Consider the following 17,299-nt stretch of genomic DNA (forward strand, 5'->3'; position numbering starts at 1 on the left):
TTCGAATTATTTCTTAAAAATAGTCTTTCCTTCCTTAATGGTCTCCATTACTTGAATGTCTTTCAATAACATTGGGTCAACCTTTAAGGGGTTCTGGTCCAAAATAACCAGGTCAGCTAATTTCCCCGACACCAGACTGCCCTTTCTATTTTCTTCAAAATGCTGGAAAGCGCCCCAGATCGTAATAGATTTTAAGGCCTCGTAAGGAGTTAATCGCTCTTCTTTACCAATAATTTCACCGCTTCGGGAAACCCGATTGACAGTGGTCCATAAGATCATCATCAAATTTGGAAATGCAACTGGAGCATCGGTGTGAGAAGTAACTTTCATCCCTCGATCCAAAGCCGAGCGAAGTGGAGAAATCTGATCAGCTTTTTCCTGACCTATGATTTCCCTATGCCAATCTCCCCAGTAAAAAGTATGCATTGGGAAAAGTGAAGCAATCACGTCCATATCAGCAAGGCTATCCAATTGATCCAGACGAATGTATTGACCATGGATTAGCACATTTCGACGATCCTGGTTTCCATATTTTGTAATAGCAGGTCGGAGAGTTCGAATCAATTGGTCCATTGCGGCATCCCCATTCGCGTGCGTAAGTAGTTGCCATTCATTTTCAAAAGCCATGTTGACTATTCGTTGTACTTCGGCGTCTTGAGCGATTGCAGGATATCCTTTATAGTCTTTATTTTGTCCATCTGGCGGGATTAAATAGGGTTCTGTCCGCCAAGCAGTTCTTCCTTGAGGTGATCCATCAAGCGTCATTTTTATTCCACCTATTCTGTAGCGATTGGTATAATCCTTTCCATACCATTTGGTGTCAAAATACTGAGGAGCTGTATAGTCGATGTAGGAAACTACGTCTAGATAAAATTTACCCTTCTCCGCATAGCTTGCCATCAACTCATGATTTGCCATTGCTCTTCCTTCTTGGGCAGTGGTGTAGCCAAATTTGGCTGCCATTTCCTGAGATTTATCTAAATAATAAAAAGCTAACTCAGGATCAGAAGGACCAATAATTGGAAAAAATAAAGGGATAGCTGCAAGTTCTTCGAGAACTCCATTCGGCTCTTGGCTTCCTTGCATTCTTCGGATTACTCCACCTGCAGGATCCTTTGATTCTGCAGTGATATTACTCATTTCGAGACCTTTTGAGTTCATCACGGCAAAGTGACCGGAAATATGAATGATACAAATTGGGACTTCAGTGGAAACCTGATCCAAATCTTCTTTGGTAGGGAAGCGATTTTCAACTAGAACAGCATCGTCAAATCCTAAACCAACGATCCATCCCTGAGTTTTATCAGTTCCATTTTCTGAGTGCCAAGACTTCAATTCGGCGACTAATTCGGGGATGGAATTGACCTCACCATCAGGGCTGGCCAATAAATTAGCTGCGATAGCCTGTGCTCCAAATCCTCCAAAATGTGCATGGCCATCTATAAATCCTGGCACCAAGGTCTTCCCTTCTAGATTTTTCAGCTGATGATCTTCCCCGGCGATTTCTTTGGCTTTGTTTATAGTGCCGACAAAAAGAATTTCCCCTTCTTTTTCTACCAAAGCTTCAGCGTACGCTGGTTCATCCCCTTCCATCGTGATGATATCTCCACCAACATAAATAGTGGTGGGTATATCAGAACCAACTTGAGTTTCGCAGGAGAAAAGAATCAAACAGAACCAACTAAGTAGGATGAGGTTTTTCATATTTCGTCTAGTTGAAAAATTAGAATTGTAACAAATTAGTGATTTTTTCAAAAGTATTGAAAATCACTTATTTACTGGGTTGGCTCTATGAAATCCCAAAGGTTTCCATACAAATCCTTAAAGACTGCCACTGTTCCAAAGGCTTCTTCGGAAGGTTCTCTGATGAACTCAACTCCTTTAGCAGTGTAATTATGATAATCCCGGTAGAAATTGTCAGTATATAAAAATAGAAATACCCTACCTCCAGACTGAAAGCCAATTTGATTTCTCTGAAGTTCGTTGGCAGCTTTCGCCAGTAGCAAATGGCAAGTAGATCCAGGAGGAGCAACCCTCACCCAGCGCTTTACATCACTGATATGGGTGTCTTCGATTAATTCAAAACCTAAAATATTTGTATAGTACTCTATTGCCTCATCGTAATCCCTTACCAAAATGGCTATTTGTCCTAGTTGTTGTTTCATTGGTGCAAGTAGTGAAAAGCAAAAGGTATTTGAAACCTTAGTCACTAATTCATGAAGTTTTTTCAGCAGAGGATTCAATGTCTTCGACAATGAAAATTGCATTATTATTCAAATCATACAAGCCAAATTCATGGGTTCCCCAAGCAGTATTTTTAATCAGTTTTTCAGATTTTAAAATGCCTTTGATCACCAAAGCTTCAAAATAGGGCTCAATGTTTTTTACGAAAATCCTCACCACCGAACCTCCCAAAAGAGGATCTTCAGGTGTATCTGCATGCCATTGTAAATGAAGCTCAATCTCTTCTAGGCGCATGCCAGCATACATATGGTCTCCGAAGGTTTTCACAAACCCTAAATTGTTAGAATACCAATCTAAATCTCTAGCAATGTCTTGAGAGGGTAGGACTGGAATAGTACATATGAAATCAGTTTTCATGGATGAAATAGTTGCGATTGCAGGACTGGTCGATTTCACATTAAGATACTAAAGCTGCAGATGACTCCAAAGAGCTATAATGTCAACGGCGAACATGTAAAATGTTCCTCGTCTTTATTTTGAGTGCATGATCATAAAATTTTAATTCCTATGCTAAATAGAATTGCCTGAAATGGATAAGCCCTCCAATCACCTCAAGGCCTAGTCTTGAAAGTTTCAACTTAGACAATTGAGATACTTTTAGTCTATCATACCACCTAAGCTCTACCTAGCTGGCGCAGCATGTAAACATGATCTCTAAGTGCACCTAGAAAGGTGGCTTTCACAAAGTAAGGAACATTAAACTCCTCAGCTGTTTTCGACACGATCCCTGAAAGCTCACGGTAGTGAATGTGTGAAATATTCGGAAATAAATGGTGCTCTACCTGAAAATTCAGACCGCCAATCAGCCAAGAAAAGAACCTGCTTTTTGGCGCATAATTGCTGGTAGTTGCCAGTTGGTGAACTGTCCAATTGCCTTCCATTTGACCTTCAGAATCTGGCTGGGGAAAAGAGGCATCTGATACAATATGAGCGGTCTGAAACACCGCGCTGATGCATATCCCAGTAACAAAATGCATACTCAAAAATGCTAGAATGATTATATAGGTTGGCAGAGGCACCATAAGTAGAGGAATTACTAAGGCGTAAGAGTAATAGAATATTTTCCATCCGAGAATCTTTAAGATCTCCTTTTTGAATTCTATTCCTTTTTTGAAAAAGCCCATTTCTTTATAGCGGTTGACCCGCACAAAATCTTTGGTGGTGATCCAGGAGATCGTAGAGAGTCCATAAAAAAACCAAATGTATAAGTATTGAAATCGGTGTATCCAATACAGCTTCGCATTAGGGGAAAATCTCAAGAAAAATGGCGCATTGATATCATCATCCGCATGCTCAATATTGGTGTACGTATGGTGAAGAACATTGTGCTGCACCTTCCAAACATTGGCATTTGCACCTATGAGATTCATAGTATAGCCCAAATATTTATTTACGGTTGGGTTTTTAGAATAAGACCCGTGAATGGCGTCATGCATTACTCCCATGCCAACTCCAGCCATTCCGAGCCCACTGGTAACATATAGCGCAAAAAGTAAATATGGACTAGCTACTATCCCTGTGCAAATAATGATGATGGGGATAAGAAAAACTGACAGCATAACAATAGTCTTGAAGACCATGTTTCCATTTCCATAAATATTCTTGTTGTTCTTTTTGAAGTGATCATTAACCCTAATTCGTAATATTTTTGAGAATTCAGCATTAACTGTTTTATCGAATTTTAATTTTTTCATTTTTATTTGTTGCTGTAGTATCTCTTTTCTTATTGTAAGAGTTTGGGTTTTGCTATCATTACATCTACCGAGGTGGATTTGTTTAGAACTAATTAGTGCTCTTTTAGGAGTTTTTTAGATGAAGATATTCCATCAAGTAAAGGATTTTTGATTCAATACACGTTATAAATCCAATACTATGAATTATTCATTTTTAGGTACGCTAGGAAAAGCTTACATATTAAGCCGTTAAGTCCTATATACTAGATACTTGAGTTGGGAGGGGACTATAAAGTTTATTTTTCAAATCCTTAGTATCAAAAGTTTACAATGCCAAGCTAGTATGTACTTGATTTGTAGTTTGATAGGTTTTAGGATATAAAATAAGAAGCATGAAAGTTCGGGGAATCTCAATTTTGTACCTGCCATTTCCAATTCGAAGATCCTATTCCTAATTTGAGAAAATCAATTTTGTGCAGGTTTAATAGCTTTTCTTTTTTTTACTTTCCAATAAATGGAGCCTGCTATGGCACCCAGTGCAATACCACCTGGACCCGTAATAAGAATACCAAGTAAAGGACCTTGGTTGGCTTCAGGGGTAAAAATCAAAGGGCCAAAAAATCCTAGTACGAAGCCTACTACACCTAGCCCGAGTGCTCCACCGAGTATGTAAGATCCTAGACGTGGCATCTTGTTGGTTTGTTTATTCCAAACACTATATGCTAGATAGCCTGCTGTAATAAAACTTGCAATGCTCGAAATTACCATTGCCCATTTCGGAGGATCTGAATCGAAAAAAATTGAGATAATAGCGCCGTAAATCCAAAAAGTAAAATAGAATACAGCGACAAATGTGGCAAAGGCGATAATAATCTGAGCTGCTTTTTTCATGTTCGTGAGGAACGGGTTGATTGAAAGTATTTAATATACTCAAGTTATATGGATTGCCGGCTTGAGGTCTGAGCTATTCATTTTACTAGGAGCTATGTTTCGCTTTTGAGGTATTTGTTTGGATCTGAGGTGCGGTCTTTTACACTAAGTATGGGATTTGGTTTAGCGTTGTTCTTTAAATTTAATTCCATTGAAATGCCAGATACCTCGTTTGCTCATTTCCAGTATTTCGAATCGCATGTGGCACGGATGAGCCTAGGAAATATACATCTCCAGCTTTTCCCAGGTATTTCTGATTACCAATTTCCATTTCTGTCTCGCCTTCTATCATGATGACTATTTCTGTGGCTAGGTGGGTATGAGGTTCATGGCTTTTTATACCAGGATTCAGATTTGTCATGTGCATTTCGTAGTACGGACACATGGAAGTTTCTCGGTGAAAGTAATCCCTAATTCCCCCGCGATCATGTTCTTTAAATTCTAGTTCGCTGTAATCAAATATCTCTGATCCGGCCTTTTTTCCACGCTTCATATCAATACCCTTTGAAGTATATGCCATCTGGAAATATGCCGCGCCTTCCGATGTGCTTGTAAACTTCGCTTGGTCGCCAGGCATAAGGACTACCACACTGTTTGCGCCGAGTGTTTTGGATTTGCCATCCAAAGTTGCTTTTACTTCTCCTTCCTTGATTATCAAAATTTGCTCTTTCTTGGCGTTTAAGAAGGTTTTCTGTGCTGATGGCTTAATGAAATTCACTGAAAAAACCATATCGTCAAGATGCATGGTTTCTCCTTCCATAAGAAGCGTGTCAGTATTCCCTGAAGGATAAGAATATACCTGAGAAACGACTCTTTTTGGCACCACATCACTCCAGAGCCAAGCTAGTGATTCCGGTAAAATCGAACCGGAATGATTCCCGTTATGACCTCCTGTGCCTCCAACGAACTCATACTCATAGTCTTTGAATTTTAGTGCTGATTCCATTTGTAGGTTGGCTAGCCACCAGTTTCCATAGTGATTGTTTAAATCGGATGAGCCGTCTTGCATGAAAACCTTTAGGTCTTTCTTATCGGTTTTGCGGATCATCGGCGGATAATTATGTCCTCCTCGGATGTCTGTGAAACTTCCATAGTGACTGAGTACCTTATGAAAAGATTCCGGATGAAACCAAGCTGCACTGAAGGCGCAGATTGCCCCAGAAGAAAGTCCCGCAATAGCTCGCATTTTTGGATCATCTGCGATATTATAACTCATCTTTAATTCAGGAATTATTTCGTTCAACAAGAAATCACTGTATGTCGAGGACATGTCATCGTACTCCAAACTCCTATTACTTGCTCTCCAAGGGTTTTCGGGTTCTGGTAGACTTTTATTGTGGCCAGGATTGATGAAAAGTCCAATGGTAACTGGCATCTTTCCTTGAGCAATGAGGTTGTCAAAAACGGTAGGAACTTTGAAATCTCCTTCTGAATTGACATAAGCATGTCCGTCCTGAAAAATCATCAACGCAGCGGGCTGGGAAGCTTCATATTGCGCCGGAATGTAGATGTAGTAATCCCGGATTGTGTTTGGAAATGTGGTGCTTTCCCAAGAATGTTTTGTTACAGTTCCTTTAGGAATAGTCTCATAGACTTCTGAGTTTGGGCCGTATTTATAGCCATCCTGAGCTTCTACTCTGAGGATAATTAGGAGTAAAAAAAGTAGTATAAATATTTTCGCCTTCATGGGTTATTGGGTTGGGATACTGTGTCTTGATATCTTGTAAAAAGTAATATAGCAAGAAAATACAAATACGTATTTGCTAAAGGTCAAGACATTAGGGAAGCAATTCCCCAAAAATGATTTGTATCTACAAGCCTGTTTTCCTACAAACTACCCATGTCAGATTAACTTTCCGGAAGGTAAATATCAAATGTAGCTCCCTGGTCAGGCTTGCCGTGTGCGGCTATGTATCCATTGTGATTTTCAACGATTTTTTTCACTATCGCCAAGCCTATTCCAGTTCCTTGGTATTTATCCTTTCCATTTAGTCTCTGAAACAATTCAAATATCCTCTCTTTATATTGATCTTCAAACCCAATTCCGTTATCGGATATACGGATGTGGCAATAGTTAATATCTGGCGAAAGAAATTCAGCTTCAATTTCTCTGCCTTTTCTTTTTTCGCTCTTGATGCTGATGATAGGGGCCCGATTCTTTACCGCAAACTTCAAGGAGTTGCTGATGAGGTTTTGAAGTAACTGCCGAAACTGAAAAGGGATGATATCCAGGGTACAAAGTTCATCTGACTCTACAGTGGCATTATGCGCAGCTAATTCCTCCTTCAAATCCATCTTAACCTCCACTATTAATTTGTTTAGATCCGTAGGTTCATACTTACGTTCGGAAATGCTCGTTCTGGAGTAGGCAAGTAAATCACTAATTAAGTTTTGCATTCGCTGAGCAGCGCTTTGCATTCGTTTGAAAAATTCTTTCCCTTGCTCAGTGAGGTTTTCATATTCTTGTTCAAGGAGGAGAGTAGAGAAAGTCTGGATTTTACGAAGCGGCTCCTGTAAATCATGACTAGAAATGTAGGCAAAAGATTGAAGCTCTTTATTCATACTTGCTAGATCTTTTACCTTCTTGGCGAGTTCGTCTGTGCGTTCGACAACTAGTTTTTCCAGTTCATTCATGAATTCTTTTTGATCATGAATATCAGTGCTTGAACCTACCCACATTTGAATTTCTCCATCTTCATTCAGTTGAGGTTTAGCTCTGCTAAGCTGCCATCTGTAAGTGCCGTCATATTTGCGGAACCTATGCTCAAATAAAAAGTCTTTTCCTGTGGATATTGAATCTGACCAAGCTTTTATATTTCCTGCTCTATCATCTGGATGCACGATAGCTATCCACCCTTCTTCCTCAAGTCGCTCGGGAGAATATCCTGAGAAATCATAAACAGATTTGTTAAAATAATTTATGTTGCCTTCGTTATCAGCAGTCCAAATATGCTGAGGAAGTGAGTTTGCCAAAAGCCTGAATTTCTGCTCACTCTCCTCGAGTTTTTGGATATTTAATTTTTCTGCAGTGATGTCTCTTACCGTTCCTATTACTTTTTCCGGGTTATTTTTTTTGTCGAAATGGACCCTTCCTTTTACCTCGATCCATTTAATTTGGTTTCCATTTGTGATGACCCGACTAGTATACTCTAAATTTCCACTAATGAATGCTCTTTCAAAAGCAGCTTGTCTAACCTTCAGATCCTTTGGGTGGATATTACTCACAAAGTCTTCATGGTGAATATTTGAACCAGGGGCGAGTCCAAAAATCTCATGAAGTCTGTCTGAACCATCCAGGATTTTATTTTTAACATTAAAGTCGAAGGTCCCGAGCTCTGAAGCATCAATGACCATAGTGAGTTTCTCTTCACTCGCTTCTATTTTCTTATGAGCAATGACTTGCTCAGTCACATCATGTCCAATACTGATGATCCCATTTATTTCACCACTTTCATCATAAAGGGCTTCATAGCTAAAGCTGATATAGCTAGTTTTTAATTCCCCATCCCGCAAAAGTTTAACTGGTAGTTCAGATGCAGCAAAACGATTTCCGGTTTTGTATACCTCATCCAATAGTCCCTTTATTCCCTGTTTTTCGAGTTCAGGTAAAATTTCAAGAATCGGCTTATTCATGACCTCTTCCGCTTTTCTTCCCCACATGTTAAGCGCGTTGGTATTAGCGATATCAGTATGGTATTCTGGCCCCATAAAAGTCGCAATGGATGCAGGTGCCTGCTGAATAATTAGCCTGAGTTTACGTTCACTACTTTCCAGTTTTCGTTTCAAAAAAACCTCTTGGGTAGTTTCAGCGCAGGTGACTATTACGCCACATATTATCCCACTATCATCCCACGCAGGGCTATAACTAAACGTCCAGTATGCATCTTCCATATGACCATTTCGATGAATCGGGACTAGTAGATTCTCAAAATATAGGGATTCTCCCCCTTCCAGCACTTGATCCATGAGTGGCTTGATAGTTTCCCAGATCTCCGGCCAGGCTTCTTCCCCAGGCATGCCAAGAATTGAAGGGTGCTTTCCATCTCTGCCTAAGCTTGGTCTGTAAGCATCGTTATAGAAACAAAGTAATTCTGGTCCCCACCAAAGAAACTTTGGGAATTTAGAATATAGGAGGATGTTAAGTGTCGTTTTTAAACTTTGTTGCCAAAAGCTGGAGTCACCTAGAGAGGTTTTACTCCAATCCTTTTCACGGATCAATTGACCCATTTCACCGCCTCCTATTGGAAATGAAGCGATAGCTGAACCTTGCTCAATCATAGCTTATTAATGAGATTGGATTACAAAATTGTCTTTGGTGGGTTTCTCGGATTTGTTAGCCAAAGAGGTAAGTCCCTTACATATCACATCTTTCAGTTTAGAATATTCGGCAGGTTTCCTGATATAACGAAATGCGCCAATATCATATAGAGAGTTCACTATTGGCTCATCCATTGAAGTGGAATATATTATAATAGGCAAATTTCGGAATTTTTCATCCGCCATTAGTTCGCCGAGGCATTCAAAACCTGATTTCAAGGGCATATTCAAATCAAGAAAAACCACATCAGGCAACTTGTCCTCGGAAGTCATAAGCAGGGTCATTAACTCTACGCCGTTTGTGACTGTAGTAAGATTCGTTTCGATAGGTAACCTTGAGAGAGAATCTTCAAAAAAGAATCGATCATCTACGTCATCATCAGCGAGTAAAAGATTAATGGGGCCTAAGCTCATTGAAAATAGTATTGCCTATTAGGATTTTATATGTCACTATTTTCAAATATAGCATAAATCAATGTGTTTAATAGTGGTTTTTGAAAGGGGTACAAACTTTGGTGTGCCCTCTTCGATCCACATTTTATAGATTCTCCGCATTTTAAGGAAATTCCAATTGAAGTATATGCGCTACAGGAGCTCCTGAAATATTCTTTTTGTTCCATACACTCAGATCCGGCTTCCTCACTGGCAGCCTCATCCAAATGACTATAAAAAGTAGGTTCGAGGGCGATGATGAAATTTACCTTCAACTCTATTGCTTTCGGGATCACCATTCGCATCGCCCACCTAGTAGGGGTTATACCTGCCACTTTTTGTTCATTGGAACAAGACTTCATCGTACCCAGCACTTGAAGAAAAGGAGCCTTTAATACTTTTCCGATGAAGCTATTTACACTTTAGCCAACAATTATCTTTTAGTCTGCTTTGAATAAGCCGCCAACGGATTGCTTTTCAATTTGCACTCAAAAGGAATCTGCGATTTTTGAGGCGGGTTCTTTTACTCGGCTATTAGGAGAATGGACGAAAAGTTTGAGTTGTAATTTATTACAATCAGGAAAAGCCATAAAAAAGCCGTTTGCTTGATACAAACGGCTAGGTAATAAGATCTTTATTAGAATTAATTCACAGAGATATTTGTGAACCAAATAAACCGATTACCATCTGGTCCCATATGGTCTTTGACAAGTGTAATTGGGCCGAATTTTTCCTCGTTTTCCCACGTCCAGGTTCTTCCTTCTGCTCCATTCCCTCTTCTAAAAGTCCATTCTAAAATTTTATGGTTTTCATCTAAATACAAATCATAGGCATCTCCCGGTGTATATCCCATTCCCGGAGATTTGGCTTCGCCAGAACCATAGCGTATGGTCAGTTTAGTAGAATTTGTCCCTTTTATCGGAGTCGGAATATTTTCCTCTGTTTCATAAGTATAACCTGTGTCCCAAGCCAGTTGGAATGGCATCATGAACCAATACTTATCATTCACAAATCCAGAATCCTTATCAGGTAAAGAATCAGATGCTAGGCTATAGGTAAATGTGGTATCCGTGCCTGAATAATAGACCGTATTGTCCTTGATATTCCATTTCCAATCACGGGAAAGTACATTCACCGAGTCACGCTGTACATTCCAGGTATAGGCGATGGAGTTGACCTCATCAAACTTGTCGAAACCATACGCCATCGCCACTTTCATAGGCAAGGTGTCTGGTATTGTTTCTTTAGGTTGGCATGCCTGCAGTGCGCAGACCACTAGAAGAGCACAAAGAAAATTTTTCATGGCGTTGGTTTTTTATAAAGTTAACAGACTTAAGTTTCAGATTGTTTTTTTAGCCACTTTTTATACTTCTGGTATTCAAAGCGTTGATATAGGGTTCTGATGAATCTGAAAAATCGATTTAAAACCAGCATATTGAGAAAAAGAGGAGAGGGGAAGATTCTTCGCTTTCCCTTAGCTGTTCCTCTCAGAATCACCGTAGCTACCCAGCTGGGGGATTGTATGGGGTAAGCCATTGGAATATCCTTGCCAGCAGATTCAAAGAACTGGGTTTTAGTTGCAATGGGAAAAACTAAGGTGAGCCAGTGTCCTTTTTTCTCCAGCCATACGGTTCGTGCCCATTGTAGTAAAGCGGATTTAGTGGCCGCATACAAACTGTATCCTGGAATAGTCCAGAATGACATGGCCGAAGCGGTAATGATTAGACGAAATTTTGCGCCAGGGAAAAGCTCTCGAATTGCCATTCCAATTTGAATCGGACTGTGGACATTGAGTTGGAAAAGGCGATCCATTTCTTTCCAGTTTTGATTCTCTGCTGGAGCAAACTGAGCTTTTCCGGCATTTGCAAAGAAAAAATCCACTCGTTCCCACCTAGAGGAGACCCATTCTAAAATCTTTTCATTGCCAGATTTGTCAGCAAGGTCAGCTTGTAAAATATGGAGCTTTGGAAGTTCACGTTTCAATTTCTCCAAACCTGCCAAGTCAAAATCGACTGCCAGAATCTCAGGATTAGAAGGTGTTAACTGCCTTACGAGTGATTTCCCTATCCCAGAAGCAGCACCAGTGACAATAATATGAGCTTCTGTAAATGGTTTATACAGCATACTTCGCTTTAGGGAATTCGATATGAAAAGGGCTGATTTTTACTGCGAACAATGGTTTCTTAGAAGTAAGATCAGGAAAGTAATCTGGGTCGCTATTTATATTTTTAACTTTGGCAAGCTTTCCCCATCCATGACCGGAAGGCTTCGTAAAGAAATCTACCCCATCCCAACGCTGATGTAGATCTATTGGCAAAAAACTTGTTGAAAGTGGAAAAGGAATTCCACCAAAATTCACTTCGCAGGAGAAAGCAATTTTGTCACCGTCCGTTACCTGAATCAGTTCTTTACCCTTATTTTTCTCCCAAGAAATTGCTAAAGTCTGCTTTGGGATTCCCCAATTTGACCGGCCATTTTGAGTACTTACTTCTGTACTCACATAGATTTTGGTAATTGACTGCTTATTATAAAGTGAAAATTTCCCTGGTATGAAAAGCAGTTCCTTGTATAGTCCTACTGGGGAGGATTTATAATTAACTAACATCAGGTAACCCAAACCTCCTTTAAAGTTGCCTTTCAAATGATCGGGTAAATCTCCGTGATTCTCCAACCATTTTTCTGAAAATTTATAAACCAAAATAATTCCCTCACCCTCTAATTTCCATGGTGCAGACGCTTTTTTATAAAGTTTCTGATTCTTTAAAGATATTTGGTGATTTTCAGGCATAGGGCGATGGGCTTACACTTGTCCAGCCACCGTCAATAATGAGTGTTTGTCCAGTGATATGATTTGCTTCGTCTGAAACCAAAAACGCTGCTGCACTGGCAATATCTTGTGCCAGAGCCGGCCTACCTAGTGGAGTGATTTCTGACCAAGTGTTTTCGTAGTCTGGGTCGAGTTTTGTCCGGTTAGTAACTGTCGCCCCTGGAGCGATAGTGTTTACTCGGATTTTAAATGGAGCAAGCTCGAGTACTAAGTTCTTGGCGAGCATTTCTATCGCCGCCTTACTCATTGCATAGGCAGCGAGATTTTCATGGCTTTGATGTGCTGTGACCGAAGAGGTGAAAAGCAAAACTCCACCATTTACCTGCTCTTTCATCACCTTGGCAGCAGCCTGAGCTAGGAAGAAAGTGCCTAGTTGATTTACTCTAGTCACTTCCATAAAATCTGCTCTGGAATACTCCAAGAAGGGTCCAAATAATGTGATCCCTGAATTAGCTATTACAATATCAACCGAACCGAAATTGGTTATGGCTGTCTGTATCAATTCTTCTATCACTTCCTCAGCACTAGAATCTCCGGCAATAGCAATGGCTGGTACCCCGTGAGCACTACTAATTCTCTTGCAGGCTTCAGCAATGAGTCCTTCTTCAAGGTCATTAATAATGATATTCACGCTTTGGGAAGCAAGTTTTTCGGCAATTGCTAATCCAATTCCCTGACCTGCTCCGGTGATTATAGCGGTTTTTCTGGGTTTCATTTTAATGAGAATCCCGTTTCACTTCTGAGCCTGAACTGCCTTGGAGGAAGTCAAAATCTACACCTTCATGAGCTTGGTTGACTTTATCTAAAAATAGATTGACATAACCACGCTCATATGGCAAATTAAGTGGTTTAAATTCTGCTTTTCTCTTTGCAAATTCTTCATCAGAAATCATCAGGTTTAAGGTTCTAGCAGGGACATTTAGCTCAATCATATCTCCAGTTTGGACTAATGCCAATGGTCCGCCGATAGCTGACTCAGGCGATACATGGAGTACTACGGTACCATAACCTGTTCCACTCATTCTTCCATCTGAAATGCGGACCATATCTTTGACACCCTTGGCAAGGAGCTTTTGAGGTAATCCCATATTGCCAACTTCCGGCATTCCAGGATAGCCTTTTGGTCCAACGTTTTTCATTACCATGATGCAGTTTTCATCTATATCCAGCTCCGGAGTATCAATTCTAGCTTTGTAATCATCAATATCATTAAAAACAACAGCTCGACCTGTATGGGTCAATAGGCTAGGAGTGGCTGCCGAGGGCTTGATGACAGCACCATTTGGACAAAGATTTCCTTTCAGCACTGCGATTCCTGAGTCTGGTTTAATTGGATTTTCGAAAGTCCCAATTAGATTTCTATCGTAGCATTGAGCTTTAGAAAAGTTTTCTCCGATAGATTTACCATTTGCTGTGATTTCTCCGAGATGCAAATGTTTTTCTATTTCTTTCATTACTGCCGGGAGGCCTCCAGCATAAAATAGGTCTTCTACCCAGTGCTCGCCGGATGGCTGCACATTAGCAATCAGCGGAATCATCGACGAAAATTTATCAAAATCAGTCAAGTCAACATCTACTCCGATTCTCTTGGCGATCGCAGTGAGGTGCAAGATGAAATTGGTTGATCCCCCCAAAGCTGCATTCACCATAATGGAATTTTCAAAAGCTTTGCGAGTGAGGATTTTGCTCATTTTCAAGTCCTCATTCACCATTTCAACGATCCGCATACCGGTCATGTGAGCAAGGACTTTTCGTCTGGAATCCGCCGCTGGGATCGTTGCATTATCTGGAAGTGAGAGGCCAAGTGATTCGACCATGGCAGCCATAGTAGATGCTGTGCCCATAGGTGCGCAATGCCCCACTGAGCGAGACATAGATGCTTCAGCTTCTATCATATCATCTTGGGTCATTTTTCCGAGTTTGAACTCTTCGGCAAATCGCCAGATATCTGATGTTCCGATTTTTTTTCCTTTATAACGACCGACTAACATCGGTCCTCCAGAAAGAACAATAGAAGGAATATCAACGGATGCCGCTCCCATAACTAGGGATGGAGTGGTTTTATCACATCCACACATGAGAACCACGCCGTCCATAGGATTTGCTCGGATACTTTCTTCCACATCCATGCTGGCCAGATTCCTGAAAAGCATAGCAGTAGGTTTGACAGAACACTCACCTAATGACATAACGGGGAATTCAAGTGGAAACCCACCGGCTTCCCAGATGCCGCGCTTCAGCGCTTCTGCTAGATCTCTAAAATGTGCGTTGCAGGGAGTAAGCTCGGACCAAGTATTGCATATTCCGATTACAGGCTTGTCTCCTTCAAAAAGGTGGTGAGGAAATCCTTGGTTTTTCATCCAGGAACGATAGATAATTCCGTCTTTTCCTGTGCGTCCGTACCAATCTTGGCTCCGGAGTTTTTTCTTTGACATATAGGTTGTTTTGGCTTTTCGAGCCAGAATTTACCAAAAATTTTGCAAAGGAAAGAAATGAAAGAAGATTGTAAGGTAATTAATCTGGCATCTGAGAAATAACTTCTTGTAAAGCAATAAGATCTATTTTGAAATCAGTCATAATAGTATCTTCTGAATCACCTTGATTTAGGGTGTAATAATACCTTAGCCTTAAGGCATTTGCTAAATTAAAATAACACTGAGTAGTATCGTCTCCTTGATTTCTAAGCTCAACAACACTACTATGCTCTGGCATGAAAAGCATATTGGTCAAAGCTGCTCCATGAAGTGATACGAGAAGTATTGAATTACTTAATCTTCAGTACGAAGATTAAGGGGAGGATTTCTGTTGACGATAACTTCTTGTAGCAAGGCTTAACAAAACTAAGTTTAGTATAAAAAATCCATCCGACTATGAAGTCGGATGGTATGTATTAGATTCTTTCGATATCTGCTCCTAGAGCTCTTAATCTGTCATCGATATTTTGATACCCTCTGTCAATCTGCTCGATGTTATCAATGATGGATGTCCCATTTGCAGAAAGAGCAGCAATAAGCAATGCCACGCCCGCTCGGATATCTGGCGAAGTCATTCTGATACCGCGAAGTTCAGTTTTTCTGTCGAGACCAATTACAGTGGCTCTATGTGGATCACAAAGAATGATCTGCGCACCCATGTCGATCAATTTATCCACAAAGAATAAGCGAGATTCAAACATCTTCTGATGTACAAGTACAGTGCCTTTTGCCTGAGTAGCTGTAACCAAAACTATACTCAACAAATCCGGAGTGAATCCGGGCCAGATAGCATCTGCTACTGTTAGGATAGATCCGTCAATGAACGTCTCAATCTCGTAATGCTTCTGAGCAGGAACGAAAATATCGTCTCCCCGGAATTCCAATTGGATTCCCATTCTACGGAAAGTCTCCGGAATGATTCCAAGTCTAGGGATTTGGCAGTCTTTGATCGTAATCTCAGATTGAGTCATGGCAGCTAGACCAATGAAAGATCCAATTTCGATCATATCAGGAAGCATCTTATGCGTGGTGCCTCCCAATTTTTTCACTCCTTCAATAGTAAGAAGGTTAGATCCAACACCAGAAATTTTTGCCCCCATGCGATTTAGCATGTCACAAAGCTGTTGCAAATATGGCTCGCAAGCTGCGTTATAAATTGTAGTAGTACCTTCAGCCATAGCGGCAGCCATCACGATATTGGCTGTACCGGTTACCGATGCTTCGTCCAGAAGCATGTAGCAGCCTTTTAGTTTTTTTCCATCTATGTGGAAAATCTCGTTTTTGGCGTCGTAGTTGAATTTTGCCCCAAGCTTTTGGAAACCTGTGAAGTGCGTATCCATTCTTCTTCGACCGATTTTGTCTCCACCTGGCTTGGATAGTTTTCCAGTCCCGAATCGAGCCAGCAAAGGTCCCAAAAGCATCACAGAGCCCCTCAAAGCAGATGCTTTTTTGAGGTATTCTTCTGTTTCCATGAAGTCAAGGTTGACTTCGTTAGCTTGAAAAGTATAAGTTTCTGCGCCTTCTTTGGTTACCTTCACGCCCATATCGCTCAGTAAATCAATGAGCTTATTGACATCTACGATATTTGGGATTTTTTCAATAGTAACTTTCTCCGGTGTGAGGAGAACTGCGCAAAGAATTTGAAGTGCTTCGTTTTTTGCTCCCTGAGGAATTATTTCTCCTTTGAGTTTAATTCCACCATTGACCCGAAATGACCCCATTAATTTCTACGTTTTTTGTTGTGTCCGTTATTTGAGCGACGCTTATTATTATGATTAGATCGCTTGTTTTTATTGTTTGAGCGCTCTTCCTGACGAGGTGGCTTGAAGTCCCTATGTGTGTTGGACTCAAACAAACCGTTTTCTCGTACCTTCTCAAGGTCGATGTGCAATTTACCTTTGGATAACGTCTTAATGTCATCTAAGATTATAGCATCGTCAAAATTTTCCCTGTTCCAAGTAGAGTGAAAGCTTCTCATCAATTGGCCGATGAAAATAACAGCAGCTTCCTGCTCCTCATCATCTTCGAGTTTGATTGCGCCTTCGATGAGTTTTTCGATGTTTCGTCCGTAGTGTTTAAACCTTACCTCCCCTTTTGGATAGCCTATTGGTAATGGTTTTTTTCCCAATAATTCCTTTTCCGGCATAGGGAAAGGAGCATCGACTTCCAGTTTGAAATCAGACATGATGTACAAGTCGTCCCAAAGCTTCTGGTCATTTTCCTGCTTCAAAGATGGGTTCAATTGCTTGATGATTTCAATTGCTGTATATGCGCTTTGGGTACGCTTATCACGATCTTCAATCGCCGTGATATGATCAACGAGGCGTTGAATATTTTTGCCGTATTCTTTCAAAATTAGTTTTTGTTTGTCAAGTTCTAGTGGCTCCATGTTGCATCCCGTT

Annotated in this window: 16 protein-coding genes; all 16 read right to left on the bottom strand. The window is 40.5% G+C overall.

The window, feature by feature from the left end; genetic code table 11:
- Positions 1–6: 6 nt before the first annotated feature.
- The 16 genes from QOL76_RS16485 to QOL76_RS16560 all read right to left on the bottom strand — a co-directional run bounded on the left by QOL76_RS16485 (position 7) and on the right by QOL76_RS16560 (position 17,286).
- Entirely contained in the window at positions 7–1,704 is a 1,698-nt protein-coding gene (locus QOL76_RS16485; RefSeq protein WP_283414081.1) for an amidohydrolase, read from the bottom strand.
- A 71-nt stretch (positions 1,705–1,775) separates the two neighbouring features.
- Complete coding sequence (locus QOL76_RS16490) at positions 1,776–2,165, bottom strand: VOC family protein (protein WP_283414082.1); 390 nt, start codon at positions 2,163–2,165, stop codon at positions 1,776–1,778.
- A gap of 49 nt (positions 2,166–2,214) precedes the next feature.
- Complete coding sequence (locus QOL76_RS16495) at positions 2,215–2,601, bottom strand: VOC family protein (protein ID WP_283414083.1); 387 nt, start codon at positions 2,599–2,601, stop codon at positions 2,215–2,217.
- A gap of 257 nt (positions 2,602–2,858) precedes the next feature.
- Positions 2,859–3,938 carry a fatty acid desaturase family protein gene (locus QOL76_RS16500; protein WP_283414084.1) on the bottom strand — a complete coding sequence of 360 codons (1,080 nt, stop codon included), beginning with the start codon at positions 3,936–3,938 and terminating at the stop codon, positions 2,859–2,861.
- Between the two features lie 444 nt (positions 3,939–4,382).
- Positions 4,383–4,808, bottom strand: coding sequence for a hypothetical protein (locus QOL76_RS16505; RefSeq protein ID WP_283414085.1), 426 nt, complete (start codon positions 4,806–4,808; stop codon positions 4,383–4,385).
- 181 nt (positions 4,809–4,989) lie between these two features.
- The gene (locus QOL76_RS16510) at positions 4,990–6,534 is read right to left on the bottom strand and encodes a cupin domain-containing protein (protein ID WP_283414086.1); all 1,545 of its coding nucleotides are present in this window, start codon (positions 6,532–6,534) and stop codon (positions 4,990–4,992) included.
- A gap of 161 nt (positions 6,535–6,695) precedes the next feature.
- On the bottom strand, positions 6,696–9,125 hold the full coding sequence (locus tag QOL76_RS16515) for a PAS domain S-box protein (RefSeq protein WP_283414087.1): 2,430 nt from the start codon (positions 9,123–9,125) through the stop codon (positions 6,696–6,698).
- Between the two features lie 6 nt (positions 9,126–9,131).
- The gene (locus QOL76_RS16520; RefSeq protein ID WP_283414088.1) at positions 9,132–9,578 is read right to left on the bottom strand and encodes a response regulator; all 447 of its coding nucleotides are present in this window, start codon (positions 9,576–9,578) and stop codon (positions 9,132–9,134) included.
- A 661-nt stretch (positions 9,579–10,239) separates the two neighbouring features.
- Positions 10,240–10,899 carry a hypothetical protein gene (locus QOL76_RS16525; protein ID WP_283414089.1) on the bottom strand — a complete coding sequence of 220 codons (660 nt, stop codon included), beginning with the start codon at positions 10,897–10,899 and terminating at the stop codon, positions 10,240–10,242.
- A gap of 29 nt (positions 10,900–10,928) precedes the next feature.
- Positions 10,929–11,720 (bottom strand): SDR family NAD(P)-dependent oxidoreductase, encoded by a 792-nt coding sequence (locus tag QOL76_RS16530; RefSeq protein ID WP_283414090.1) that lies wholly within the window; start codon positions 11,718–11,720, stop codon positions 10,929–10,931.
- Positions 11,710–12,384: a hypothetical protein gene (locus QOL76_RS16535; RefSeq protein WP_283414091.1), complete on the bottom strand. Its 675-nt coding sequence runs from the start codon at positions 12,382–12,384 to the stop codon at positions 11,710–11,712. The genes QOL76_RS16530 and QOL76_RS16535 overlap by 11 nt, the downstream gene beginning before the upstream one ends.
- The gene (locus QOL76_RS16540) at positions 12,377–13,138 is read right to left on the bottom strand and encodes an SDR family NAD(P)-dependent oxidoreductase (RefSeq protein ID WP_283414092.1); all 762 of its coding nucleotides are present in this window, start codon (positions 13,136–13,138) and stop codon (positions 12,377–12,379) included. Before QOL76_RS16540 ends, QOL76_RS16535 begins: the two co-directional genes overlap by 8 nt.
- A gap of 1 nt (position 13,139) precedes the next feature.
- Complete coding sequence (locus QOL76_RS16545; RefSeq protein ID WP_283414093.1) at positions 13,140–14,858, bottom strand: IlvD/Edd family dehydratase; 1,719 nt, start codon at positions 14,856–14,858, stop codon at positions 13,140–13,142.
- A 79-nt stretch (positions 14,859–14,937) separates the two neighbouring features.
- Positions 14,938–15,135 (bottom strand): glycosyltransferase family 61 protein, encoded by a 198-nt coding sequence (locus QOL76_RS16550; protein WP_283414094.1) that lies wholly within the window; start codon positions 15,133–15,135, stop codon positions 14,938–14,940.
- Positions 15,136–15,313: 178 nt separating this feature from the next.
- Positions 15,314–16,618, bottom strand: coding sequence for a UDP-N-acetylglucosamine 1-carboxyvinyltransferase (gene murA / locus QOL76_RS16555; protein WP_283414095.1), 1,305 nt, complete (start codon positions 16,616–16,618; stop codon positions 15,314–15,316).
- A complete protein-coding gene (locus tag QOL76_RS16560) occupies positions 16,618–17,286 on the bottom strand; it encodes a DUF4290 domain-containing protein (protein WP_283414096.1) in 669 nt (222 codons plus the stop codon). Before QOL76_RS16560 ends, murA begins: the two co-directional genes overlap by 1 nt.
- Positions 17,287–17,299: the final 13 nt, after the last annotated feature.

This window comes from Algoriphagus winogradskyi (assembly GCF_900182815.1).
In the GTDB taxonomy this organism is placed as follows: domain Bacteria; phylum Bacteroidota; class Bacteroidia; order Cytophagales; family Cyclobacteriaceae; genus Algoriphagus; species Algoriphagus winogradskyi.